This is a genomic window from Halanaerobium kushneri (genome assembly GCF_900156285.1).
GTDB lineage: Bacteria > Bacillota > Halanaerobiia > Halanaerobiales > Halanaerobiaceae > Halanaerobium > Halanaerobium kushneri.
The window spans coordinates 128898-154709 of the sequence record NZ_FTNC01000007.1; the positions used below are offsets into that span (position 1 = coordinate 128898).

General features: G+C 34.5%; 24 protein-coding genes and 1 other RNA gene. All 25 read left to right on the forward strand.

Annotated elements, in window-relative coordinates; translation table 11 throughout:
* Positions 1-68 precede the first annotated feature (68 nt).
* The 25 genes from ruvC (at position 69) to mnmA (ending at position 25632) form a co-directional block, all read left to right on the forward strand.
* A complete protein-coding gene (ruvC, locus tag BW929_RS06675) occupies positions 69-566 on the forward strand; it encodes a crossover junction endodeoxyribonuclease RuvC (RefSeq protein ID WP_076544590.1) in 498 nt (165 codons plus the stop codon).
* The gene (ruvA, locus tag BW929_RS06680; protein ID WP_076544591.1) at positions 563-1165 is read left to right on the forward strand and encodes a Holliday junction branch migration protein RuvA; all 603 of its coding nucleotides are present in this window, start codon (positions 563-565) and stop codon (positions 1163-1165) included. The genes ruvC and ruvA overlap by 4 nt, the downstream gene beginning before the upstream one ends.
* A gap of 2 nt (positions 1166-1167) precedes the next feature.
* Positions 1168-2175, forward strand: coding sequence for a Holliday junction branch migration DNA helicase RuvB (ruvB, locus tag BW929_RS06685; RefSeq protein WP_076544592.1), 1008 nt, complete (start codon positions 1168-1170; stop codon positions 2173-2175).
* A gap of 38 nt (positions 2176-2213) precedes the next feature.
* Complete coding sequence (queA, locus tag BW929_RS06690) at positions 2214-3257, forward strand: tRNA preQ1(34) S-adenosylmethionine ribosyltransferase-isomerase QueA (RefSeq protein WP_076544593.1); 1044 nt, start codon at positions 2214-2216, stop codon at positions 3255-3257.
* Position 3258: 1 nt separating this feature from the next.
* Positions 3259-4371, forward strand: coding sequence for a tRNA guanosine(34) transglycosylase Tgt (gene tgt / locus BW929_RS06695; protein ID WP_076544594.1), 1113 nt, complete (start codon positions 3259-3261; stop codon positions 4369-4371).
* A 105-nt stretch (positions 4372-4476) separates the two neighbouring features.
* The gene (yajC, locus tag BW929_RS06700) at positions 4477-4788 is read left to right on the forward strand and encodes a preprotein translocase subunit YajC (protein ID WP_076544595.1); all 312 of its coding nucleotides are present in this window, start codon (positions 4477-4479) and stop codon (positions 4786-4788) included.
* A gap of 30 nt (positions 4789-4818) precedes the next feature.
* Entirely contained in the window at positions 4819-5364 is a 546-nt protein-coding gene (gene lepB / locus BW929_RS06705) for a signal peptidase I (protein WP_076544596.1), read from the forward strand.
* Positions 5365-5393: 29 nt separating this feature from the next.
* Positions 5394-6602 carry a protein translocase subunit SecD gene (secD, locus tag BW929_RS06710; protein WP_076544597.1) on the forward strand — a complete coding sequence of 403 codons (1209 nt, stop codon included), beginning with the start codon at positions 5394-5396 and terminating at the stop codon, positions 6600-6602.
* A gap of 4 nt (positions 6603-6606) precedes the next feature.
* A complete protein-coding gene (gene secF, locus BW929_RS06715) occupies positions 6607-7467 on the forward strand; it encodes a protein translocase subunit SecF (RefSeq protein ID WP_076544598.1) in 861 nt (286 codons plus the stop codon).
* 78 nt (positions 7468-7545) lie between these two features.
* On the forward strand, positions 7546-9210 hold the full coding sequence (locus tag BW929_RS06720) for an ABC1 kinase family protein (RefSeq protein ID WP_076544599.1): 1665 nt from the start codon (positions 7546-7548) through the stop codon (positions 9208-9210).
* 25 nt (positions 9211-9235) lie between these two features.
* A complete protein-coding gene (recJ, locus tag BW929_RS06725) occupies positions 9236-11458 on the forward strand; it encodes a single-stranded-DNA-specific exonuclease RecJ (RefSeq protein WP_076544600.1) in 2223 nt (740 codons plus the stop codon).
* On the forward strand, positions 11448-11960 hold the full coding sequence (locus tag BW929_RS06730; protein ID WP_076544601.1) for an adenine phosphoribosyltransferase: 513 nt from the start codon (positions 11448-11450) through the stop codon (positions 11958-11960). The genes recJ and BW929_RS06730 overlap by 11 nt, the downstream gene beginning before the upstream one ends.
* 42 nt (positions 11961-12002) lie before the next feature.
* A complete protein-coding gene (locus BW929_RS06735; protein ID WP_076544602.1) occupies positions 12003-14150 on the forward strand; it encodes a RelA/SpoT family protein in 2148 nt (715 codons plus the stop codon).
* 14 nt (positions 14151-14164) lie between these two features.
* Complete coding sequence (dtd, locus tag BW929_RS06740) at positions 14165-14614, forward strand: D-aminoacyl-tRNA deacylase (RefSeq protein WP_076544603.1); 450 nt, start codon at positions 14165-14167, stop codon at positions 14612-14614.
* Between the two features lie 19 nt (positions 14615-14633).
* Positions 14634-15260 (forward strand): MBL fold metallo-hydrolase, encoded by a 627-nt coding sequence (locus tag BW929_RS06745; RefSeq protein WP_076544604.1) that lies wholly within the window; start codon positions 14634-14636, stop codon positions 15258-15260.
* Positions 15261-15369: 109 nt separating this feature from the next.
* The gene (locus BW929_RS06750) at positions 15370-16668 is read left to right on the forward strand and encodes a SurA N-terminal domain-containing protein (protein WP_076544605.1); all 1299 of its coding nucleotides are present in this window, start codon (positions 15370-15372) and stop codon (positions 16666-16668) included.
* 111 nt (positions 16669-16779) lie between these two features.
* Positions 16780-18054, forward strand: coding sequence for a histidine--tRNA ligase (hisS, locus tag BW929_RS06755; RefSeq protein WP_076544606.1), 1275 nt, complete (start codon positions 16780-16782; stop codon positions 18052-18054).
* Position 18055: 1 nt separating this feature from the next.
* Entirely contained in the window at positions 18056-19831 is a 1776-nt protein-coding gene (gene aspS / locus BW929_RS06760) for an aspartate--tRNA ligase (RefSeq protein ID WP_076544607.1), read from the forward strand.
* A 69-nt stretch (positions 19832-19900) separates the two neighbouring features.
* Positions 19901-20074: non-coding RNA, 6S RNA (gene ssrS / locus BW929_RS06765), on the forward strand.
* A 150-nt stretch (positions 20075-20224) separates the two neighbouring features.
* Positions 20225-20800 (forward strand): 5-formyltetrahydrofolate cyclo-ligase, encoded by a 576-nt coding sequence (locus BW929_RS06770; protein ID WP_076544608.1) that lies wholly within the window; start codon positions 20225-20227, stop codon positions 20798-20800.
* 10 nt (positions 20801-20810) lie between these two features.
* On the forward strand, positions 20811-22151 hold the full coding sequence (locus BW929_RS06775) for a replication-associated recombination protein A (protein ID WP_076544609.1): 1341 nt from the start codon (positions 20811-20813) through the stop codon (positions 22149-22151).
* On the forward strand, positions 22151-22786 hold the full coding sequence (locus BW929_RS06780) for an IMPACT family protein (RefSeq protein ID WP_076544610.1): 636 nt from the start codon (positions 22151-22153) through the stop codon (positions 22784-22786). The genes BW929_RS06775 and BW929_RS06780 overlap by 1 nt, the downstream gene beginning before the upstream one ends.
* Before the next feature lie 100 nt (positions 22787-22886).
* Complete coding sequence (locus BW929_RS06785) at positions 22887-23345, forward strand: RrF2 family transcriptional regulator (RefSeq protein ID WP_076544611.1); 459 nt, start codon at positions 22887-22889, stop codon at positions 23343-23345.
* Position 23346: 1 nt separating this feature from the next.
* Positions 23347-24501: a cysteine desulfurase family protein gene (locus BW929_RS06790; protein WP_076544612.1), complete on the forward strand. Its 1155-nt coding sequence runs from the start codon at positions 23347-23349 to the stop codon at positions 24499-24501.
* 48 nt (positions 24502-24549) lie between these two features.
* Positions 24550-25632, forward strand: coding sequence for a tRNA 2-thiouridine(34) synthase MnmA (mnmA, locus tag BW929_RS06795; protein ID WP_076544613.1), 1083 nt, complete (start codon positions 24550-24552; stop codon positions 25630-25632).
* Positions 25633-25812 lie beyond the last annotated feature (180 nt).

A 25812-nucleotide genomic window follows, 5' to 3' on the forward strand; every position in this document is an offset into this window, starting at 1 on the left:
TTTGTTTTAATATTTTTACTCATTGTGATATAATTGTTTCAAACATTAGTTTGAGTGGGGTGTGATTTTTGCGAATTCTAGGTATTGATCCGGGGCTGGCAACTATTGGTTATGCTCTGGTGGACAAAGAGACAAATCATTTTAATGTGTTAGAGTATGGTGTTATTAAAACTTCAGCAGATAAAAGCAATGTGGAAAGGCTTGAAATTATCCATAGGAATATTGAAGCTTTAATTAAAGAGTTTCAGCCAGAGCAAATGGCAGTCGAAGAATTATTTTTTAATAAAAATGTTAAAACGGCAATAGTAGTTGGACAGGCGAGAGGAGTAATTTTACTTGCAGGTGCTCAGGCTGGCTTAGAGGTTGCTGAATATACTCCTCTGCAGATTAAACAGGCGGTTGTCGGATATGGAAGAGCTGACAAAAAACAGGTTCAGATGATGGTTAAATCATTACTGAATTTATCTGAAATTCCCCGTCCTGATGATGCCGCAGACGCTCTGGCAATTTCTATCTGTCATGGACATGTATACAGTGCTCATTCTGGATGGGAGGAAAGATTATGATTGGCTATTTAGAAGGAGAAGTAATTGATTCTGAAAATAATAAAATAATACTGAATATTGGTGGGGTAGGTTATGAATTAGAACTGGCTGGTTTTAAAAAACAACCCCGGGTTGGAGAAGAGATAGAGGTTTATACATACACTTATGTAAGAGAAGATGCTTTAAAACTATTTGCTTTTCCAGAAAAAAATGGTAAAGAGCTTTTTGAAATTTTAATAACTGTTAACGGTATAGGTCCCAGTGCGGGTTTGAATATTTTAAATACAATGCCTGCTCCCAGGTTTATTAATGCTATAATGCAGAAAAACGAAGTGGTTTTAAAAGAAATATCGGGTATTGGACCTAAAACTGCTCAACGACTTATACTTGAGCTTCAAAGCAAGTTAGAGGAATTTGCTTACTTGCAGAGCGAAAATAACACAGCAGCTAAAGATTTTACTACTGATAAAGAACGTCAGGATATAATTGATGCCCTAACAGCACTTGGTTATAAAATATCAGAAATAAATCGTGCTTTAAGAGAAGTAGAATATAATGCTGAAGCTGACCTATCAGAAAAAATTAGATTAACTTTAAGCCAGCTTGGTAAGGAGAGATAATAATGGAAAATGAAAGAAGAGTTGTTTCTCCCAAAAAGAAAAAAGATGATAATTCTATAGATAAAGGGTTAAGGCCGCTCAGTCTGGAAGAATATATTGGTCAGAATAAATCGAAAGAAAAACTAAAGATATTTATTCAGGCAGCCAGAGATAGAAAAGAAGCACTTGATCATGTTATGCTTTATGGACCACCTGGACTTGGTAAAACTACCCTGGCTAATATAATTGCAAATGAGTTAAATGTAAATATTCATCAGACTTCCGGTCCGGCTATTGAAAGACCGGGAGATCTGGCATCGATTTTGACTAATCTGCAGCCGAGTGATGTGCTTTTTATAGATGAAATTCACCGCTTAAATAAAATGGTAGAGGAAGTTTTATATCCGGCAATGGAAGACTACTGTCTGGATATAATTATTGGAAAAGGACCCAGTGCTCGCTCGGTCAGACTGGATCTGGCTCCTTTTACTTTGGTAGGAGCTACAACTAAAGCTGGTAGATTGAGTTCTCCCCTGCGCGACAGATTTGGAGTTATTAACAGACTGGAATTTTATGAACAGACTGAGCTTCAGGAAATCGTTAGCAGATCAGCAGCTATTCTTGATGTAGAAATTGTAGATCATGGAGCTCTTGAAATAGCAAGACGTTCAAGAGGAACTCCCAGAATAGCTAATCGGCTCTTAAAAAGAGTAAGAGATTTTGCAGAAGTTAAAGCAGATGGTATAATTAATAGAGATGTTGTGGATGCTGCTTTAAAGTTGCTGGAAATTGATGAACTGGGACTGGATCGAATTGATCATAAGTTATTGGAAACCATTATACTTAAGTTTAGAGGCGGTCCAGTTGGTTTAAATACACTTGCGGCTGCAATCAGTGAAGAAACAGAAACTATTGAAGATGTGTACGAGCCTTATCTGCTTCAGTTAGGGTTTTTAGAGCGTACTCCAAGAGGACGAATTGCCACTACTAAGGCCTATCAGCATCTTAATATTGAGCAGAATATTGATTGATCTACATTAAAGTTAAATGATTTTGGAGGTAATTTTAGATGAAAGTAGAAGAATTTGATTATCATCTTCCAGAAGAGTTGATTGCTCAAACACCTCTTCCTGAGCGGGATGAATCAAGGTTAATGATTTTAAATCCAGAACAGGACAGGATTAAAGAGGATATTTTTAAAAATTTAAAAGATTACTTAGAACCTGGTGATATGATCGTTATGAATAATAGTCGAGTTATTCCAGCCAGGTTATATGGAGAGAAAATTCCAACAGGAACAGAAATTGAACTATTATTATTAAATGAATTAGCAGAGGGACGCTGGGAGGTTTTAGTTAGACCCGGCCGCAGAGCTAAAAAAGGTGTTAAGATTAATTTTGAAGATATTTTAGAGGCTGAAGTTGTAGAATATACTGATTTTGGCGGCAGAATAGTAGAATTTAGCTGGGATCAGCAGGAATATAATTTTGAAGAGATTTTAAATCAGCTGGGTGAAATGCCTTTGCCTCCATATATTAATGAAAAATTAGATGATCCCGAGCGCTATCAGACAGTATACAGTGAAAAAAAAGGATCAGCAGCAGCTCCAACAGCCGGACTTCATTTTACCGATCGTTTATTAGAAGAATTGCAGGAATACGGTGTAATACTAGACTATATAACTCTGCATGTTGGTTTGGGTACATTTAGACCGGTCAAAAGTGAAGATATTGAAGACCATGAGATGCATGAGGAGTACGCAGAGATTTCTGCTGAGACTGCTAAAAAAATTAAAGAAGTTAAAGCCAGGGGTAATAAAGTTGTAGCTGTTGGAACAACAGTAACCAGGACACTGGAATCCGCAGCTCAGGATGGTGAACTGAGTGAATATAAAGGATGGACTGATATTTTTATTTATCCGGGCTATGAATTTAAAGTTATTGACTCTTTAATTACGAATTTCCATCTTCCTAAGTCTACTTTATTGATGCTGGTTTCGGCTCTGGCAGGTAAAGAATTTGTTTTAGAAGCCTATGAGCAGGCTGTAGAAAATGAATTTAGATTTTTTAGTTTGGGAGATGCGATGCTGATTTTAAACAGGAAGGAAGATTAGTTTGTTTGATTTTAAATTATTTAAGAAAAATAAGAATTCACAGGCTCGACTGGGTGAGATAACTACAGATCACGGCAAAATTGAAACACCTATCTTTATGCCCGTTGGTACCCAGGCGACTGTTAAGGCAATGTCATCCAGAGAATTAAAAGAAATTGGTTCACAGATCATACTTGGAAACACATATCATTTATATTTGAGACCAGGTGATGATTTAATTGCTAAAGCTGGTGGGCTGCATAAGTTTATGAATTGGGATCGTCCAATTTTGACAGATAGTGGTGGTTTTCAGGTTTTTTCACTTGCAAATTTGCGAGAAATAGAAGAAGAAGGTGTTTATTTTCAATCACATCTTGATGGATCGAAACACTTTATATCACCAGAAAAATCAATGCAGATTCAAAAAAACTTAGGTTCTGATATTGTAATGGCTTTTGACGAGTGTCCTCCTTATCCAGCTGAAAAGGAATATGTAGAAAAATCATTAAATAGGACCCTTCGCTGGGCAGAAAGATGTAAAAAAGAAATGGAAACCGCCAGGGGCCAGGCACTTTTTGGAATCATTCAGGGAGGAGTTTATCCAGAACTAAGGAAACAGAGTGTCGAAGAGACAACAAAATTTGATTTCCCTGGTTATTCCATTGGTGGTTTGAGTGTTGGAGAGCCAAAAGAAGAAATGTATAAAATGCTTGATTATACAACACCATTGATGCCGGAAGATAAACCGCGTTATTTAATGGGAGTAGGAACTCCCGAAGATTTAATAGAAGGTATTTATCATGGTATTGATATGTTTGATTGTGTGATGCCAACCAGGATTGCTCGACATGGTCAGATATTTACCCATCAGGGAAGAAAAACAATTAGGAATGCAACTTATAAAGAAGATTTTTCTCCTCTTGATTCTGAATGTGACTGTCATGTTTGCCAGAATTATAGTCGTGGCTATGTAAGACATTTACTTAAGCGAAATGAAATACTTGGGGTTAGATTAACAACCTACCATAATCTCTATTTTATGCTGAAGTTTTCTGAAGAAATCAGGCAGGCTATTAAGGATGACAGGTTTATTGATTTCAGAGAGGAGTTTTATGATAAATATGAATTAAAATAAAATATTTTAATTCTTTTTAAAATAATATTTTGCTTTTAGCAGGAATATTATAATTATTGTTGAATTAGTTATGAGAGAAAAAAATTAATTAGGAGAGGATAGTTAATGGAATATTTATATGCAATTTTACCATGGGTCTTAATTTTTGGTATTTTTTGGTTCTTTTTAATCAGACCTCAACAAAAACAGAAAAAAGAACATCAGAACATGCTGGATAATCTTAGTATCGGTGATAAAATAGTTACTATTGGCGGTATTAAAGGTAAGATTATCAAACTCAAAGACAGTAATGTTCGAGTTAGAGTGTCTTCGAATGTTGATATTGACTTTGTCAAAAATGCAATTTCTCGTGTAGAAGAGAAAAGCAACAGCAAAAATGTTGATGATTCTGAAGACAGCAAAAAAGATAAAGAATAATTTATTTAGTGAGGAACTGGGGGAAATGATGTGAAAAATGCAGTAAAGGAGTTTTTGCAATCTTTAGTAATAGCAGGTATTCTGGCCTTTTTTATAATTACATTTGTAGCCCAGTCATTTGTAGTTGATGGAAGGTCAATGTCTAATACACTTCATGATGGGGAAAGACTTTTTGTAAATAAGTTTATTTACAGATTTCATCCACCTGAGAGAGGAGATATTATAGTTTTTACTCCTCGGAGCGCACCAGATCAAAAGTATATAAAGAGAGTCATTGGCAAGCCTGGTGATACAGTATATATTAAAGACGGTGTGACTTATGTTAATGGAGAGGCACTAGAAGAAAATTATCTTCCAGAAAAAATGATCGGTGATTTTGGGCCATATGAAGTCCCTGAAGAAAGTGTTTTTGTTATGGGAGACAACAGGAATCACAGTGCTGACAGCAGATTCAAAAGTATTGTAGGATTTGTTGATTATGATGCTATATCAGGAAGGGCCTTCTGGGTTTACTGGCCGCTGACTGAAATGAGAATTATTAATCATCAGAATTATAATTTATCATTTGAAAATTAATTGCTTATTGTTAGGAGGACATTTATTTAATGAGGTATAAACAAAAAAGACGAATTAAATTAATTATTATTTTAGCTATAATAGCCTTTGCTGCATTTTTATATTTTCAGCATGGCATTAATTTAGGACTTGACTTACAGGGGGGAGCCCATATTGTATTGCAGGCTCAGCCCACAGAAGAAAGAGAAATAAATGATTCAGTAATGACAGGGATTTTAAGTGTTATTGAACGACGAGTAAATCAATTAGGGTTAAGCGAACCTCTTATTCAAAGAGAGGGTAGTGATAGAATTATTGTTGAGTTACCAGCGGTAGATAGTCCGAATGAGGCTATTAATACAATTGGTAGAACAGCAATGCTAACTTTTAGGAATTCCAGTGGTGAAGTTTTAATGACTGGAGAAGCTGTAAAAGATGCCAGGGCTGATTATGATCAGTATGGTAGAGCTGTAATTGCTTTTACATTAACAGATAGTGGATCTGAGCAATTTGCAGACATAACTAGAAAATATATGGGTAAAAAGATTGGAATATATCTTGATAATGAACAGCTAACTAACCCTACTGTTCAGGCTGTAATAGAAGGAAAAGGACAAATTACAGGTTATGAATCAGCTCAGGCTGCAGAAAAAGATGCGATACTTATTAGAGAGGGTGCTCTTCCTGTTCCGGTTGAAGTAATTGAAACAAGAACAGTAGGACCTACTCTTGGCCAGATATCTATTCAGAAAAGTATAAGAGCTGGTTTGTTAGGATTATTATTAGTTGCTATTTATATGGTATTTTATTATCGATTCCCTGGGATTCTGGCCGCAGTAATTCTGGCAATTTATGGTTTAATATTAATGGGAACAATGGCTGGATTACAGGCAACACTGACTTTGCCTGGTATAGCTGGTTTAATTCTTTCTATTGGTATGGCGGTTGATGCGAATATTATTATCTTTGAACGAATAAAAGATGAGCTTAAGTCAGGTAAAACACTTAGAGCAGCTATCGATGCTGGTTTCAAAAGAGCCTATACAACCATTATTGATGCAAATGTTACTACAATTATGACTGCTCTTATTCTGGCCTATTTTACTAGTGGTACAGTTAGAGGTTTCGCTGTAACACTTGGTATAGGTATTATTGTCAGTATGTTTACTGCCTTCTTTGTTACCAGAAATGTAATTGACATTTTTGCAGGCAGTAAATTATTACGTGAAAATAAATCTTTCGGGGTCAGAAAGGGGTAATAAAGTGGATATTTTAGGTAAAAGAAAAATATGGTATACTATCTCGCTGGTTATAATTGGAATCGGATTATTGTTTTTATTAATCAATGGACTCAATTTAGGTATAGATTTTAATGGTGGTACATTAATGGAGTTTAGTTTTGATCATGATGTTACAACGGAACAAGTAAGGGCTGTTCTGCAGGATATTGGAATTGCAGAAGATAGTAAAATTCAACATTCTGAAGAATCAGGTACTAATGGTATAATTATTAGAGCTAAAACTTTAGATTCTGAAGAGATTGTTACAGTGGATAATGCTATAAAATCTGAGTTTGATTCTGCTGAAATGCTGAGAACTGAGATGGTTGGACCTACAATAGGTAGAGAATTAAGAATAAATGCTTTACTCGCTATGCTGGTAGCTTCAATCGCTATTGTTATTTATATCAGTTTCAGATTTGAATTTAGATTTGCTGCTATTTCAATTATTACTCTAATGCATGATGTTTTAATTACAATTGGAGTTTTTGCAATTCTTGGCAGAGAGGTTAATACACCTTTTGTAGCAGCACTGCTCACTATTGTTGGTTATTCGATTAATGACACCATAGTAATCTTTGATCGAATTAGAGAAAACATGAAGCTGATGCACAAAGTTCCGTTTATAAAACAGGCTAATACAGCTGTAGTTGACACTTTACCGAGATCAATTAACACATCTATAACTACTCTGATTACAATCCTTGCAATTTATTTCTTTGGAGGAGCTTCAATTCAGACATTTATGTTAGCTCTCTTTATTGGAATGTTTGCTGGTACGTATTCTTCTATCTTTATAGCCAGTCCTCTTTTAGTGACCTGGCAGGAAAGAATCAGCAAATAATAATTAGAAAATCCTTTAGAGCATAACCCCTCCTTTAGTTTTGGAGGGGTTTCTATCTTTAAAAAAGGCTGTGATAAAATGGATATGAACTTACCCAAACATTACCGTCATTTTCAGCGTTATAGTGAAATTGCACAGATTCTTGTTAAAAATGGGCTTGGTTTTATTATTTCTCAGCTTGACTTAAACAAATATTTACCTTTCAGAAAAAGAATTAGCACTGCAGAAAGGCCAACAGGTAAAATGCTGGCTGTTAAAATTAGAGAGGTTCTGCAGGAGTTGGGTCCTGCTTATATAAAATTAGGACAGCTTTTGAGCACCAGAGCTGATGTTTTCCCTCCTGTTTTTATAACTGAAATGAGGAAACTGCAGGATAAAGTCCCACCTGAGAATTTTGAACTAATAGAAGAATTTTTAAAAAATGAACTGGGTGATAAATTTGAACAGGAAATAATAAAAATAGAAAAAGAGGCTGTTGGGGCTGCTTCGATTGCGCAAACTCACAAAATTGTTTTAAAAAATAATGAAGAAGCAATCATGAAAGTTAAAAGACCTGGAATTGATAGGAAAATTAGTGTAGACATAGAAATTATGGAGAATCTTGCTCGACAGGCTGAAGAAAGAAACTTATTTAATTCTGTTATTAGACCTGTGGAAATCATTCAGGAATTTAAACGAACTATAAAAGACGAATTGAATTTCAAAGGAGAAATGGCTAATATAATCCGTTTTCGCAGTGATTTTGCTGATAATCCATATATTACTGCTCCTGAAGTATATTCTGAGCTTTCGACAGTTAACCTTCTAATCATGGAAGAAATTAAGGGTATTAAACTGAGAGAGGTGGATCAAAGTCATCCCCATAACAAATTTATTGCAGAGCTGGGAGCTAAAGCTTTGATGAGGCAGGTATTAATAAATGGTTTTTTTCATGCTGATCCTCATCCCGGAAATATTTTTATTACTGACGAAAAAACTATTGCCTATGTTGATTTTGGTATGGTTGGTAGGATTACAGAAGAAGATAGAGATTTGATGGCACTGCTATTTTATGCGCTGATAAATAAAAAGATTAATGTTTTAATGGATGTAATTTTAATTCTGGGTAGTAAACCTGATAATTTTAATCGCAGAAGGTTTCAACTTGATATGGAAAAAATTCTGGATAGATATTATGGTAGTGATTTAGCCAATATTGAGATTAAGGCAGTTTTTGAAGATTTGCAATATTTTATTTATGAACATCAAATAAGAATGCCTCAGGATTTCTTTCTTTTATTTAGAGCAATTGCGGTAAGTGAAGGAGTTGGTCAGGACCTGGATCCTGATTTTAATGTGGTTGAAGTAGGGCGCAGTTTTATTTCAGATATACTTGATGATAGAATGCAGCTAAATAGAATTGCAGCAAGAGTTGGTTCAGAAATTTGGAAATTTGGCCGAAAAAAATATGAATTAAATAATCAATTAAAATCTGTTTTAGAAAAACTGGTAAAAGATGATTTTACCATAAATTTCAGACATACCAACCTTGAAAATCTTATTTCCAGACTTGATATTATTTCAAATAGAATATCGATGAGTATGATTATTGCATCTCTGATTATTGGTTCAACTTTACTGATCCAGACAGATATGGAACCTCGAATTTTTAATATACCTCTGCTTGGGTTTATTGGATATTCATTTGCAGGAATACTGGGTTTGCTTCTTGTTATTTCAATTTTTCGTTCAGGTAAATATTAAATAATAGATTTTATGGTGATAATTGATGAATAAATTATGGAAAATACTTTCTTACAGACAGGATAATCGATCAAATTTTATGGAAAGCTTACTTGCTGATCGGGGAATAAAGACAAAAAAGGAAAAAGAAATATATTTAAATGCTGATCTAAAATATTTAAGTGACCCGTTTCAACTGCCGGGGATGGACAAGGCAGTTAAAAGAATTGAGCAAGCTGTAAAAGAAAAACAAAAAATTTTAGTTTTTGGAGATTATGATGTTGATGGAATTACTTCTACAGCAGTTTTATACAGATTTTTCAAAAAAGCTTATAATCTGGAGGTTAATTATTTTTTACCTGACAGAATTGAAGATGGTTATGGGTTAAATCTTTCTGCCTTAAAAAAGATTATTGCAGAAAATATTGATTTGATTATAACTGTTGACTGTGGCATAACAGCTTTTAAAGAAGCTGAGTATTTAAAAGAAAAAGGAATTGACTTGATTATTACTGATCACCATACTCCATCAGATCAACTTCCGCTGGCAGAGGCGGTAATTAATCATCATCTTGTTCAGCAGAACAATTATTTTGCTAATGAAATAGCAGGAGTTGGTACAGCTTTTAAATTAATACAGGCATTAAGGCCTAATGTGGTAAAAAAAATGTATCAGGAACTGCTGCCAATAGTTGCTCTGGGAACAGTTGCAGACATAGCTCCCCTCAAGGATGAAAATAGAATTTTAGTCAAAAATGGGCTGGAATTGATCAGCAAAGACAGAGTCTTGGGTTTAAAAGTTTTAATTGAAGAACTAAAACTTGACAAAAATAGGATTACTGCCGGACAAATTGGTTATATAATTGCTCCACCTTTAAATGCTGCCGGCAGAATTCATGATGCTGAAGAAGCTTTAAAATTATTGATAGTTGAGGACGAAAATGTGTTAAAGGATATTGCTAAAAAATTAATCAAAATAAATAAGAAGAGGCAGCAGGAAGAAGAAATAATTTATCAATCAGCTGAAAAAAAAATAAAAGATCTTGAATTGGAAAAAGAAAAGGCAATAATTCTTGCTGACTCAGACTGGCACTCTGGAATTATTGGTATTGTTGCTTCCAGATTGCTGGAAAAGTATAATTTGCCTGTAATTTTATTTGCTATTGATCAAAATTCTAATGTTGCTAAGGGTTCGGCCCGAAGTATTTCCGCTCTTAATATTTATCAGGCTCTTAAATTTTGTAGTTCTGAGCTGTTAACTTTTGGTGGACATAAAGCAGCTGCTGGTCTTAGTATTAAGCCAGCTATGTTTTCTAAATTCAAAGAACTTTTTAGACGGTATTTAAAGCAGAATCTCACTGAAGAAGATTTTTTGAGGCGAGAAAAAATAGATCTTAATTTAAAAATTTCAGAACTCAACAGAGATTTTGTTAAGAATTTAGAAAAATTTCGTCCTTATGGGATTGCTAATCCAGCTCCTAAATTTTTATTTCAAAATTTAGAAAGCAGGGGTTGTTACCAGATGGGCAAAGAAAATAAGCATTTAAAAATTTATTTAAATGGCGGTATTCAGGCTGTAGCCTTTAATCTTGGTGATCAGGCTGATAAAATTGCTGCTTCTAATTTCGATCTAATTGGTCAGGCTGAAATTAATTACTGGCGGGGTCAGGAAAACCTGCAGCTTAAGGTTAATGATTATCGGTCTGTAAATGATATTTCAACTGCTCTTATTTTTGAAAAAAATGATTATCAATTTTATGATTTTAGAAATATGAAAAATAAAAATGAGAAATTAGAGAATTTACTGGCTAAAAAAGTGATTAAAAAAGCGGCGGTTTATGTCAGCCATAAAAAGGAAAAAAATTATTTTAAAAATATTCATCCAGCTCATTGTTTTTTTAGTAAGGAGAGAGACCTGGAATCAGATTATTCTCATTTGATATTTTATTCACTGCCATTTTCTCTGAGTCACTTTAATAATATTCTGGATATATATCAGAAAAGATCTTTAACTCCAAAGGAGAAAATAATTTTTCTGTTTTCAGAAAGAGATATTAAATTTAATCAGCAAATAATTAAAGATCTAAACAGGAAAGAATTAGCTCTTAATAATCAAAATCAATTGGACTTTAAAGGCTCAGTACGATATAATAAATTATCCAGGCGAATGGAAAATTTTATGACATTTAAAAATTTAATTTTTAAAGAAAATCTGTTTGACCTGATTGCAAATGTATCTAATTTTAAGGAGGATAAAAATGAATCTTAGTGACAAAATAAGAAACATTCCTGATTTTCCCAAAGAGGGGATTTTATTTAAAGATATTACTCCACTTTTGAGAGATAGGGAAGCACTTAAAGAAGCCATAGTTAAAATGGCAGATATGTTTAGAGATTATGATATTGATTATGTGGTAGGGATTGAAGCACGAGGGTTTCTGGTAGGAACACCACTTGCTATAGAACTTGATCGAGGTTTTATTCCTATTAGAAAACCAGGTAAACTTCCTTATGATGTTCTAAAAAAATCTTATGAATTAGAGTATGGTAAAAATGAAATTGAAATACATAGAGATGCAGTATCTGAAGGAGATAAAATTTTAATTGTGGATGACTTACTTGCTACCGGGGGTACTACACTTGCTGCTACAGAAATGATTGAAGAACTTGGTGGAGAAGTAGTTGGCTGCGCATTTTTACTAGAACTTGAGGCTCTGACTGGAAGAGAAGTCTTAAAAGATTATGAAGTTAAATCATTATTAATTGAATAATTTGTTATAAATTCCCGGGTAATTAAAGGAGTATAAATATAGATGGAATTAGATACCTTATTAGATAAAATAAAATCTTATATGGATGATCCGGATTTGGATATGGTAAAAAAAGCTTATGGATATGCCGAAAGAGCTCATCAGGAACAGTATCGTGTTTCTGGAGAACCTTTTGTTGAGCACCCATTAGGAGTAGCTATTATCCTTGCTGATTTAGAGCTTGATATTGTTTCAATTGTAGCTTTATTATTACATGATGTGGTTGAGGATACTGGCATTAGTAGTGATGAAATTGAAAGAGAGTTTGGATCTGAGGTAGCTCATATTGTAGATGGAGTCACAAAACTAACAAGAATGCAGTTTAAAACTAAAGAGGATCAGCAGGCTGAAAGTCTGCGGAAAATGTTTGTAGCTATGGCCGAAGATATTCGAGTCGTACTGATTAAACTTGCTGATAGACTTCATAATATGAGAACATTAAATTATCTCAAAAAGGAAAAGCGAAAAGAAAAATCCAGAGAAACATTAGAAATTTATGCTCCTCTTGCCCACCGTCTGGGAATGTCAAAGATTAAGAGGGAGTTAGAGGATTTATCTTTTAGATATTTAAAGCCTGATATGTATTATGAAGTCTCTCATAAGGTTCAGGCTAACCGTAAACAGCGGGAAAAGGATATTCAACAGGCTATTGATAAATTAAAATCAACTTTAAAAGAACATGGTATAGATGCCGAAATTTATGGAAGACCCAAACACCTTTATAGTATTTATAATAAAATGAAGCGCAAAGAAGTTGAGTTTGATGAAATTTATGATCTAACAGCAGTTCGAGTGCTGGTAGAGAATGTTAAGGAATGTTATGAAGTTCTTGGGATTATTCACGAAATTTGGAAACCTATGCCAGGTAGATTTAAAGATTATATTGCAATGCCTAAATCCAACATGTATCAGTCTCTTCATACAACAGTAATAGCGCCTAATGGTGATCCTCTTGAAGTTCAGATTAGAACTTATGAGATGCATAAAACGGCCGAATATGGTATTGCTGCTCACTGGAGATATAAAGAGGGTAAGGTTGGCGATGAAAAATTTGAAGAAAAACTATCCTGGTTAAGACGTCTTCTCGAATGGCAGAAAGATCTTCAGGAACCACAGGAATTTATGGAAACTTTGAAAATTGATTTATTTGAAGATGAGGTTTTTGTTTTTACACCTGAAGGAGATGTTGTTTCCTTACCTAAAGGGGGGACACCGGTAGATTTTGCCTATCATATTCATACTGAAGTTGGTCATCGCTGTGTTGGGGCAAAGGTAAATGGTAAAATTGTACCTCTGGAATATAAATTGAAAAATAGTGATATTGTTGAAATATTAACCTCCAAAAAGAGTAATGGCCCCTCACGTGACTGGTTAAAATTTGTTAAAACCTCAAAGGCGCGAAGTAAAATTAAACACTGGTTTAAAAAGCAGAGACGAGATGAAATTATTGAAAAAGGCCATCGAATCCTGGATGATCACCTGGAGAAATATAATATTGAATTAAGCGAAAAAGATAAAGAAAAGGAATTAAAAGAAATTACAAAAGAACTGGGACGGAAAGATGTTGATGACTTATTAGAAGAACTTGGATATAGTAATATTAGTCCTAAACAGGTAGTTAGTAAATTTAGTGATTATGAGGAAGAAAAAGATCTTGAAAAAAAACATAGTTCTTCTCAAAAAAAGACTACCTCAGTTGATAAAGGTGTATCAGTTAAAGGTATGGAAGAAATGCTTGTCCGGATGGCAAAATGCTGTAATCCTGTTCCTGGTGATGATATAGTAGGTTATATCACTCGGGGGCGTGGCGTTTCCGTTCACAGGAAAGATTGTAAAAATTTAAAAAATCTTGAAGAAAGTGAACCAGAGCGAATAATAGAAGTTAGCTGGGATAGGGGGCGGACGGAATCCTATCAGGTTGATCTACGGATAGATGCTGTAAATAAGAGTGCTTTGCTTAATGATATAACTCATATCATAAAAGAAGAAAAAATTAATCTGCTGTCTGTTATGGCCAGAACAAGTGAACATAATAGAGCAGTAATAAATCTATCTCTGGAGTTAAGTTCTACAGAGCATATGTACGATATTATGAAAAAAATTGAATCAATATCAGGGGTTCTAAATGTAAGTCGAGCCAAACCTGCTTAATAGGAGTGGATTAGATGAGAGCAGTTGTTCAGCGAGTCAAAAGTGCTAAAGTAGAAGTGGATTCAGAAATAACCGGAGAAATCAGCTCCGGTTTACTGGTGTTTTTAGGGATTGGAAAGGAAGATGAACATCAGGATGCTGATTATCTTCTGGAAAAAATAATTAATTTAAGAATTTTTGAAGATGAAGATCAAAAGCTTAATTTATCTGCTGTTGATTTGAATAAAGATATAATGCTGGTTTCTCAGTTCACACTTTTTGGTGACTGCCGACAGGGGCGAAGGCCCAGTTTTTTTGAAGCTGCAGCTCCAGCTGAAGCTGAAAAACTATATGATTATTTTGTTAAGAAAGCAAAAGAGTCGAGTTTGAAAATTGAAACGGGAGAGTTTCAGGCAATGATGGATGTTAGTTTAATTAATGACGGTCCCGTCACAATTCTGGTGGACAGTAAAAAGAAATTTTGATATATAAATGGAGGCTAATATGGATTTAAAAGAATTTACTGTTGGTGAACTTATGGTAAAATCTTATATTGTTTCTCAGGCTGGGCAGGCAGTTATAATTGATCCCGGGGCTGAAGGTGAAAGATTATTTGATTATCTTAAGAATAATAATCTAGAGCTGAAATATATAATTAATACTCATGGTCACTTTGATCATATAGCTGCCAATGAGTTTCTAAAAGAAAAAACTGGTGCGGAGGTATTGGCTCATCCAAAAGCTAATTTAAAATTTACTGATCCAAAATTAAATCTTTCCGCTCTCTTTTTAAGCCATAAAGTTACAGCGCCCGCAATAGATAGATCAATTGATGATGGTGAGTCACTTAAATTTGAGTCACTGACTTTAAAAATTATTAGCACTCCTGGACACAGCGAAGATGGGATTTCTATTTATATTCCGGAAGAAAACATACTATTTTCTGGGGACTGTATTTTTGCAAATGGTATTGGTAGAACCGACCTAGAGGACAGTGATTTTAAAGAATTAAAAAATTCAGTAGAAAAAAAGCTGTTTCAGCTACCAGCCAGCTGTATATTTTATCCCGGTCATGGACCCAGCGGTAATTTGGGTAGTTTTAAAAATAGTGTCTGGCCAGCAATTAGCTGAGGTTTGACATCTAAAATTTAATAGGTTAAAATTAAAAAGAATTAAAACAATTTTTAGGCATAATTTTTATTTTTAAAAATAAATATTTAAGAGAGGGGAGTGTAAGGTTTTGTTTGATACTTTACGCGATAATAGTAGAATTATTGTTTATATAGTTGTAATTGCTTTTGTGATCTCTGGTGGATTTATGGGCTATGGTGCCTATTTAAATAATCAGAGTGGAGGCAGGCAGGCTCCTAATCAAACTGCTTCCTCTGTAATTGCTGAAGTTAATGGTATGGAAATTTCTCAGCAGGAATATTTTTCACTGTTACAGCAGCAGGCACCACAATCCAATCTAAGCAGTACCCAGATTATACCATTTAGATATAATGTTCTGGATGCTTTAATTGAAAGAAAGCTGCTCATGGCTCAGGCGGAAGTGCTTGATGTTAAGGTTGATGTTTCAGAAGCAGAAATTGACGAAAATTATAATAAGATTTTAGAACAAAATGATATGACAGATCAAGAATTAGCAGATGCTCTTTCAAAACAGGGTTATACAATTGGTGATTTAAGAGAAGATATTAAGACAAGTATTCAGGATAGCAAAACAATAACTCAGACAATTGATCAGGGGATTGGAGAAATAGAAGTAAGTGAAAAAGAAATAGAAGAACTTTATCAGCAGAGGTATCCTCAACCTAAAAATTCTGAAGATACTTCTAATTCTGAAGCGGCTTCAGGTAAGGAATCAGATTCTGAAACAAAAGCTGCTAAAGACGAAAGACCAGCACTTTCAGAAGTTAAAGATAAACTGAAACAGGAAATAAGAACCCAGAAAAGAAATGAAGCTTTAAATAGTTGGTTGGCAGAATTAAAAGCAAATGCTGATATAACAATTAATGATCCTGTGCTGAGCGCCTATCATGCTCTAGAAAACGAAAATTATAATCTGGCAGTGGAAGAATTCTCAGCCTTTGTTGAGAAGGAAGATACTGATCCGATTTTTTACAGTTATTTAGCTCAGGCATATGAAGGACAGAAAAATTTAGAAAAAGCAAAAGAAGTTTATAATAATGCTGTAGAGGCTTTTCCCGACAATAATGATTTGAGATTCAATTATGCTCAATTCCTGGCTGATCAGGAAAATAAGGAAGAAGCTATAGCTCAGTTAGATAAGATTGCTGCAGGTGCAGAAGATGATTTTATGACTTATTATCAGTTGTTTATGATGTACAGTCGACTGGGGGCTGAAGAAAAGGCGCAGTCCGCGATGAAAGAAGTGCAGCGTATTAGTGAAAGTATGCAGTCTCAATCAGCTGCAGAGACAGATCAGCCATCTAGTGAAGATATCCAGAAAGAAGCAGATCAATTAAAAAAAGACATTAAGGTTGAAACTCCAGTTGAAACTGAAAATGCCAATTAAAGACCTTTTTAAACAACTTAAGTAAATCATTAAATCTATCAGTTTCAATCTCATTATGGGTTGAGCTGATAGATTTTCTAAAAATAAATGAATAAACAGTAGGTGAAAAAAATGAAGTTTAATGCTCCAAGAGGAACTAATGATATACTACCACCGGATACTTTAAAGTGGCAGTATATTGAAAAGAAAACACATGAGATTTTTTCAAATTATAACTATCAGGAAATTAGAACTCCTATTTTTGAATATACAGAGCTTTTTCAGCGGGGAATTGGTGAGGTAACTGATATTGTTGAAAAAGAAATGTATACTTTTGAAGATAAGGGTGGCAGAAGCATAACTCTTAGACCTGAAGGAACTGCTTCAGTAATCAGATCTTTTTTGGAAAATAAAATTTATGGTCAGACTCAACCAACTAAATATTATTATATTGGTCCCATGTTTAGGTATGAAAGACCTCAATCCGGGAGATTTAGACAGTTTCATCAGTTAGGAGTCGAAGCAATTGCTTCCAATGATCCTGCTCTTGATGCTGAAATTATATCTCTGGGAATGCGATTACTGCAGGATTTTGGTCTTAGTAATCTGGAACTACACTTAAATAGTGTTGGTTGTGGAGAATGTCGCCCAACTTATGTAGAAAAATTAAAAACTTATTTAAATGAGAACAAAGAGCAGTTATGTGATAACTGCAAAAATAGAATTGAGAGAAATCCACTGCGAGTACTGGACTGCAAAAATGAAGGCTGTCAGAATGTAATTGAACATGCCCCTAAAATCACGGATAATCTCTGTGATAGCTGTTCTGATCATTTTGATGATGTTCAGGAATATCTTGATATTCTTGACTTAGAATATATTATTAATCCACTACTTGTGAGAGGCCTGGATTATTATACTAATACAGCTTTTGAAATAAAAGACAATGCTCTGGGAGCTCAGGATACAGTTTTTGGTGGAGGCCGTTACAACGGACTGGCTGAAGAAATTGGAAATAGAGATCTGCCGGGAATTGGTTTTGCACTTGGAATAGAAAGATTACTTCTTTCTCTAGAAGCTAAGGAGATTGAATTACCTGTTGAATCAGGCGTAGATCTTTACATAACTGTAATTGGGGAACAGGCTAAAAAAGAATCTTTTAAACTTCTGGATCAGCTGCGAAATAATGGTTTCAGAACTGAAATTGATTATCTAGGTAGAAGTGTTGGTTCACAGATGAAATCAGCTGATCGGATGAATGCTGAGTATACAATAATCATTGGAGAAGACGAATTAAATAAAAACTCTGCTACAATTAGAAATATGAAAAGCGGAGATGAAAAAGAAATTCAATTAAGCAATTTATTAAAGGAAATGAAGCAGCTAGTAGATAAGGAGGAAATTTAAGATGGGGGAAACAATAAAAGATTTAAAAAGAACCCACCTTTGTGGAGAAGTTAGTAAAAAAGATAATGCGAATAAAGTTACAATTATGGGTTGGGTACAAAAAAGAAGAGATCATGGTGGTGTAATATTTACAGATATTAGAGATCGCTCCGGAATTGTACAGGTAGTTTTTAATCCTGATTCAGGTGAGGAATTGTTTGAAAAAGCTGATACACTCAGGTCTGAATATGTTGTCGCAATTACAGGTGAAGTTGAGCCCAGACCAGAGGGGAATGTTAATTCTGATCTGCCAACTGGTGAAATTGAAATAAAGGCTGAAGAATTAAGGGTTTTAGATGTAGCCAAAACACCTCCAATTCAGATTGAAGATAATATTGATACGGGAGAAGATGTAAGATTAAAATATAGATATTTAGATTTAAGAAGACCCAAAATGACTAAGTTGATGGGTTTAAGACATGATATTACTAAGACTACCAGAGATTATCTTGATCAAAACGGATTCTGGGAAATTGAAACTCCAATTTTAACCAAGAGTTCTCCTGAGGGAGCCAGGGATTATCTGGTTCCGAGTAGAGTAAATCCCGGTCAATTTTTTGCTTTACCTCAGTCACCACAAATTTTTAAACAGTTATTGATGGTTTCTGGAATGGAAAGATATTTTCAAATAGCACGCTGTTTTAGAGATGAAGATTTAAGGGCCAACCGACAGCCTGAGTTTACTCAGATTGATATGGAAATGTCTTTTGTTAACCAGGAAGAGGTTATGGAAATTACTGAGGGTCTAATGAAAGAGTTATTTGCTGTAGGTAATATTGAAGTTCCAGAAAAAATAAAACGAATGTCCTATCAAGAAGCAATGGACCGCTTTGGTACAGATAAGCCTGATCTGCGTTTTGGAATGGAGCTTAAGGATCTATCTGATGTGGTTAAAGATAGTGAGTTTAATATCTTCAGTGGAACTGTAAGTAATGGCGGTCAGGTAAAGGGGATTAATTTTAAAGGGGGAGCTGATTCTCCAAGAAGTACAATTGATGCCTTTGAAGATTATGTAAAGATGTTTAAAGCTAAGGGTTTAGCCTGGATGGCTTTAAGAGAAGATCAAATGAAGTCTCCAATTGCTAAATTCCTTTCTGAAACTGAAATAGAGGGTATTAAAAAAACAATGGAAGCAGAAAAAGGTGACTTATTATTAATTGTAGCGGATAAGCCTTCAGTTGTAGCTGCAGCTTTGGGCAATCTGCGGCTTAAAATTGCCAAAGAAAATAATTTGATTCCTGATGAAGTATATAAGTTTGCCTGGATTGTTGATTTTCCATTATTTGAATATGATGAGGCAGAAAACAGACTGACTGCAATCCATCATCCTTTTACTGCTCCACTGGAAGAGGATATAGAAAAACTGGATACTGATCCTGCTTCTGTAAAGTCAAAAGCTTATGATCTTGTATTAAATGGGGAAGAACTTGGTGGAGGAAGTATCAGAATTAATAACCATCAACTTCAGGAAAAGGTATTTTCTGCTCTATCTATAAGTGAAAAAGAACAACAGGAAAAATTTGGATATATGTTGGAGGCTTTTGATTATGGTACACCTCCTCACGGAGGAATTGCTTTTGGTCTTGATCGTTTAATGATGATAATTGGTCGAACTGATTCGATTAGAGATGTGATTGCTTTTCCTAAAACTCAGAAAGCAACTTCACCTTTAACAAATGCGCCTTCTGAAGTTGACAAAAAACAACTGCAGGAACTTGGAATTTCTATCCGTTCTTAGTGGCATTATAGGGATTTTTTGCTTGCAGATTTAAAGAAGATATGTTAATATTATTAATAGAAAAGTAAATACCATCTGCCGTGTTCGATAATGATTAAACATTTTGACCAACACTTAGACATAGGGAGCCTGAGCTCTACCTGCGGCGTAGAAGCCTTTAATGGACCTATAAACCAGGTAGGAGGGCACCCACTTGGCAGACAGGGATCAAAATTCCAAATCAACCGGCACGGCGGATGGACTTTTAGCTAACCTTTAAGGGTTAGCTTTTTTTATATATGCAATTATTTATCTAATTATTTTTCAGTACTGTTGGATCTTCATATTTTTGCGGAAATATCGATTTTCTGCTATTATAGAATTAGAATTTAATAATTAATTGAGGTGAATTTGATGCTGGAAAAAGAAAAATTAAGAAAAAAATATTTAAATGAGAGATCTCAAATTTCGCAAACTAAAATAATCAGCTGGAGTAAAAAAATAAAAAACAGATTTTTGCAGCTGCCGCAATTAGAAAATGCAAAGAAAATTATGGCTTATGCTTCGATGCGCAAAGAAATTGAAACTTTTGATTTAATGGAAGAACTGTTGGATCGTGGTTATTTAGTATATCTTCCTTATACCCGAAAAGATAAGATTGATTTAGGAATAGCTCAGGTAAACAATCTTGATTTAGATCTAAAAGAGGGTGTTTATGGTGTTCAGGAACCTGTAGCAAGAATAAGAGGGCAGGAGATACCAAAGGACCTAGATCTGATAATAGTTCCAGGAGCCTGTTTTACAGCAGAAGGTTACAGGATTGGGTATGGTGGAGGTTATTACGACAGTTTTTTAAGCAAACATGCAAATAATGCTATAAAAGTAGGTTTCTGTTATAATCGCTTTCTTGTTGATTCTATTCCAGTTGAAGACCATGATGTTCCTGTTGATTTAATAATTACAGAAAAAGAAATTGTACCCACAAAATAGAGGTGAGAGTGTGAATCTTTTTGAGAATCAGAATAATAGAGAAAAGAATAATGATCGACCACTGGCTTACAGAATGCGACCTCGTAACCTGGAAGAATTCTATGGTCAACAGGAAATTGTCGGTGAAAATAAACTTTTAAGTAGAGCTATTAAAGCTGATCGACTGCAGTCTCTAATTTTTTATGGTCCTCCAGGGACAGGGAAAACAAGTCTGGCTCAGGTAATAGCGAATCAGACTGAAGCAGATTTTGTAAAATTGAATGCAGTAACTTCTGGAGTAAAAGATATTCGCGAAGTTATTAAAAAGGCAAAATCTAATCGAAATTTATATAATAAAAAAACCATTCTTTTTATTGACGAAATTCACCGATTTAATAAATCACAACAGGATGCATTGCTGCCTTCAGTAGAAAATGGGACTGTTATTATGATTGGAGCAACTACTGAAAATCCTTATTTTGAAGTTAATTCACCTCTCCTATCGCGTTCAAGAATTTTTAGGCTGGAAAAATTAAATAGTAAACAGGTTTTTTCTATTTTAAATCAGGCCCTTAATGATCAGGAGAGAGGACTGGGAAAACTTAAAGTTAATATTTCAGATAAGGACCTTAATTTTATTGCCGAACTTGCAGATGGTGATGCCAGGGTGGCTTTAAATACACTGGAACTTGCAGTTTTAACAACTCCAGCAGATAAAGATGGTGTAATTAAACTTGATCAAGAAATAATAGAAGAATCAATGCAGAAAAAAATTCTTAATTATGACCGCTCAGGTGATAATCATTATGATATTATTTCAGCATTTATTAAAAGTATGCGCGGTTCGGACCCTGATGCAGCAATTTACTGGCTGGCAAGGATGATTGTTAGTGGTGAGGACCCCAAATTTATAGCTAGAAGGGTAGTAATACATGCAGCAGAAGATGTTGGTATGGCAGATCCAACTGCTCTAATAATAGCTGAATCCGCAGCTAGAGCAGTGGAGCAGATTGGATTTCCAGAGGCAAAAATACCACTGGCTGAAGCAGTAATTTATATAGCAACTGCTCCCAAAAGTAATTCAGTTGTTAAGGCAATTAATAGCGCTGTAGAATTTGTAGAAAATAATAGAGCGGGGGATGTCCCTCCTCATCTTAAAGATAGTCATTATGCAGGTGCTTCTGAGTTGGGACATGGACTTAATTATAAATATCCTCACAATTATTCTAAAAATTATGTTGACCAAAACTATCTACCTGATGATATGCAGAATCTTTCTTTTTATGAACCCGGTAAAATGGGTCGAGAAAAAAAGACAGCCCAATTTTTAGATTATTTAAAAAACAATACTGAGTCAGAGGATGATAAATAGTGGCCAGACTAAAAAAAGGACCTTCTAAAAATATGGAGGTCAGAAATCAGGTTAAAGATAGTAAATTTTATGGGAGCATATTCTCGGTTGAAAATAGAAAAGAGGCTGAAAACAGAATTAAAGAAATTAAAAACAAATATCCAGATGCCAGTCATAATGTTTCAGCTTTTAGAGTCGAAAATACTGAATTAGACCAGGATCCGATTGAATTTTTTGATGATGATGGTGAGCCTTCTGGTTCTTCTGGTCCTCCAGTATTGGAGGCTATCAAGGGAGAAAACTTGATTAACACAGTAATAATTGTTACTCGTTATTTTGGGGGAACTAAACTAGGGATTGGTGGTTTAATTAGAGCTTATGGTGATACAGCTAGACTGGCAATTAAAGAAGCAGGTATAGAGACTTTAAATGAGTATTACTTAATTGAGGTTAAAAGTTCTTTTGAAAAACTTGGTACTGTACTTGGACAATTAGAATCATTTAAAGCAGATATTAAAAACACTGAGTATACAAATACTGGAGCAGCTGTTAAAGCAGTCATTTCAACAGATATTAAGAATCATCTTAAAAAAATATTGAGGGAAAAGACCGCTGCTGATTGTGATTTTGAAATAATAAAAAGTGTTTTTAAATAATCTTGATCTATTTGGGAAAGCAGTATTGACAGTATTTTAATCATATGTTAAAATTAATTGAAAGTTGATAATTGAAGTCAAGTTTATACGAGGTGAAAATATGAGAGTATCAACTAAAGGAAGATATGGTCTTAGAGCAATGGTCGATCTGGCAGAAAATGAGGAAGGTAAAGCAATTCCCATTCGTGAAATTTCTGAAAGACAAAATATTTCAGAACAGTATTTGGAACAATTATTTGCAACATTAAGAAAGGCTAAATTAGTAAAAAGTGTTAGAGGAGCTCATGGCGGATATATGCTTAACCATGAACCTGAAGACATAAGTGTTGCTGATATCTTAACGACTTTAGAAGGTCCAATTGCACCTGTTGATTGTGTAATAGAAGATGATTTTTGTAATTATATTGATAAATGTGTAATTCACGGCTTATGGGAAGAATTAGCTGATGTAATTAATGAAGTAATTGAAAATATGACCCTGGCTGATTTAAGAGATAAAGCAGTAGCAGAAAAAGAAAGAGAGCAGCTGGCTAAAAAAGAAAAAATAGAGGCTGGATAAAATGAACGATATTTATTTCGATCATGCGGCAACAACTCCTATGTTAAAAGAAGTAATTAAAGCCATGGAGCCTTTTTATAATCAGTCTTTTGCAAACCCAGCTAGTTCTCATCTTAGTGGGCAGAAAGCTGCTGCAGCTCTGGAAGACGCTAGAGAATTAGTAGCAGAGCTTGTTGGTGCCCAGAAAGCAGAGGAGATTGTTTTTACTGCGGGTGGAACTGAAGCTGATAACCTGGCAATTAAAGGGGTGGCGATGGCCCTCTCTAAAAAAGGTAAACATATTATTACTTCAAAAATTGAACATCACGCCGTTTTGAAAAGCTGTGAATATTTAGAAAAACATCTGGGCTTTGATATTAGTTATCTTAATGTGGATCAAAATGGGCTGGTTGATATTGAGGAATTGAAAAATGAAATACGAGAAGATACCATTTTGATTTCAATTATGCTTGCTAATAATGAGATTGGGACAATTCAACCGATTAAAGAACTGGCTGCTGTTGCCAGTCAAAATGACATTTTATTTCACACAGATGCTGTTCAGGCGGCAGGGCAATTGAAAATAGAGATTGATGATTTAGGAGTGGATTTACTTTCTCTGTCAGCACATAAATTTAACGGGCCGAAGGGTATTGGGGCTCTTTTTGTACGTAGGGGTGTAGAGTTAATCCCTCAGATATCTGGAGGCAGTCAGGAAAGAAAAAGAAGAGCTGGGACAGCTAATTTAGCAGCTGCAGTTGGTATGGGAAAAGCAGCAGAAATTGCAGTTAAAAACTTGGAAAAAAAAAGAAAGAAATTAATTTCTTTGCGTGATTATTTTATTATTCAACTTCAAGACAGTTTTAATAATTTGAAAATTAATGGACCTGAATCAGATAGTAGATTACCAGCCAATATAAATGTGTCTTTTAGAGAACTGGATGCGGAGTCAATATTATTTAACTTAAGTTTGAGTAATATTGCAGCTGCAACTGGTTCAGCCTGTGCTTCTGGTTCGTTAAGTGTTTCTCATGTCTTAAAAGCAATAAACTTAGAAGATGAGTATCTAAAAGGAGCTATTAGATTTTCTCTGGGGAAGGGTAACACCAGAGAAGAAATAGATTTTGTAATTGATAAATTAAAAGAAATTATTAATAGATTAAATTCATTAAAGTAGATCGAGTTAATTTGATTAAGAATAAATAAATTTATAAGGGTGTAAGTTATGAAAAAAGTAATGATTGCAATGAGTGGTGGTGTAGATAGTTCGGTAGCTGCTGCTCTCTTAAAAGAAGAGGGTTATGAAGTTATAGGAGGAACAATGCATATTTTCCCTGATTATGAAGAAGCAACCGACAGAGAAGATCACTGTTGTTCTTACTCTGCAGTAAGGGATGCAAAAAGAGTTGCGCAAAAACTTAATATACCTCATTTTGTTTTTAACCTGCAGGATGAGTTTCAGGATAAAGTAATCGACTATTTTGTTGATGAATACAGTCGGGGAAGAACTCCAAATCCCTGTGTGATGTGTAATAAAGAAATTAAATTTGAAGCTCTGCATAAAAAAGCAATTGAAATCGGTTGTGATTATATTGCTAGTGGACATTATGCTAAAATCGAAAAAGAAGATGGACGTTATATCTTAAAAAAAGGTCTAGATGAGAATAAAGATCAGAGCTATATGTTATATGTCTTAAATCAGAAACAATTGAGTCAGACATTATTTCCTTTAAGTGAATATACAAAAGACGAAATTAGAGCAAAAGCTAAAGAACTTGGTTTTGAAATTCATAATAAAGCTGAAAGTCAGGAAATTTGTTTTGTGCCTGATGATGATTATGTAAGGTTTTTAGACACAAATTATCCTGACATTTCTAAGGAAGGTCCTATTTTAGACAGTGAGGATAACCAGGTTGGAACTCACAATGGTTTATCTCACTATACAATAGGTCAACGAAGAGGTTTGGGAATTTCTATGGGCTACCCAATTTATGTTACAAAGCTGGATTATGAAAACAATGCTGTGATAGTTGGAGAGGATAAAGCTGTATTTAGTGATGGCTTAATTGCAGAAGACATTAATTTTATTCCTTTTGATAATATTGATGGTCGCATGGAAGTTGAAGCCCAGATTAGATATAACAGTTATCCGGTTAAAGCTTATATTGAAAAATTAGCTAAAAATGAATTAAAGGTTGAATTCGAAGAGGCACAAAGAGCTGTTACACCGGGTCAGTCAGTTGTTTTTTATCTTGGTGATCTGGTTCTTGGTGGAGGAATAATTAAAAAAAGTTTTAAAACCTCTTGACAAAGTAAAAAAGCCTTGATATGATAATAAACGTCGCACAGAAAGCAAGTTTATTTCTGAGCTTTTCAAGGCTTTTAAGTTTTCCAAAGTTTTTCTAAAAAGTTCTTGACAAAGTGAGGCGGAGTTGATAAGATATTAAATGTCGCTGAGAAAAAAGGCGGCAGGAAATATAGAAACATT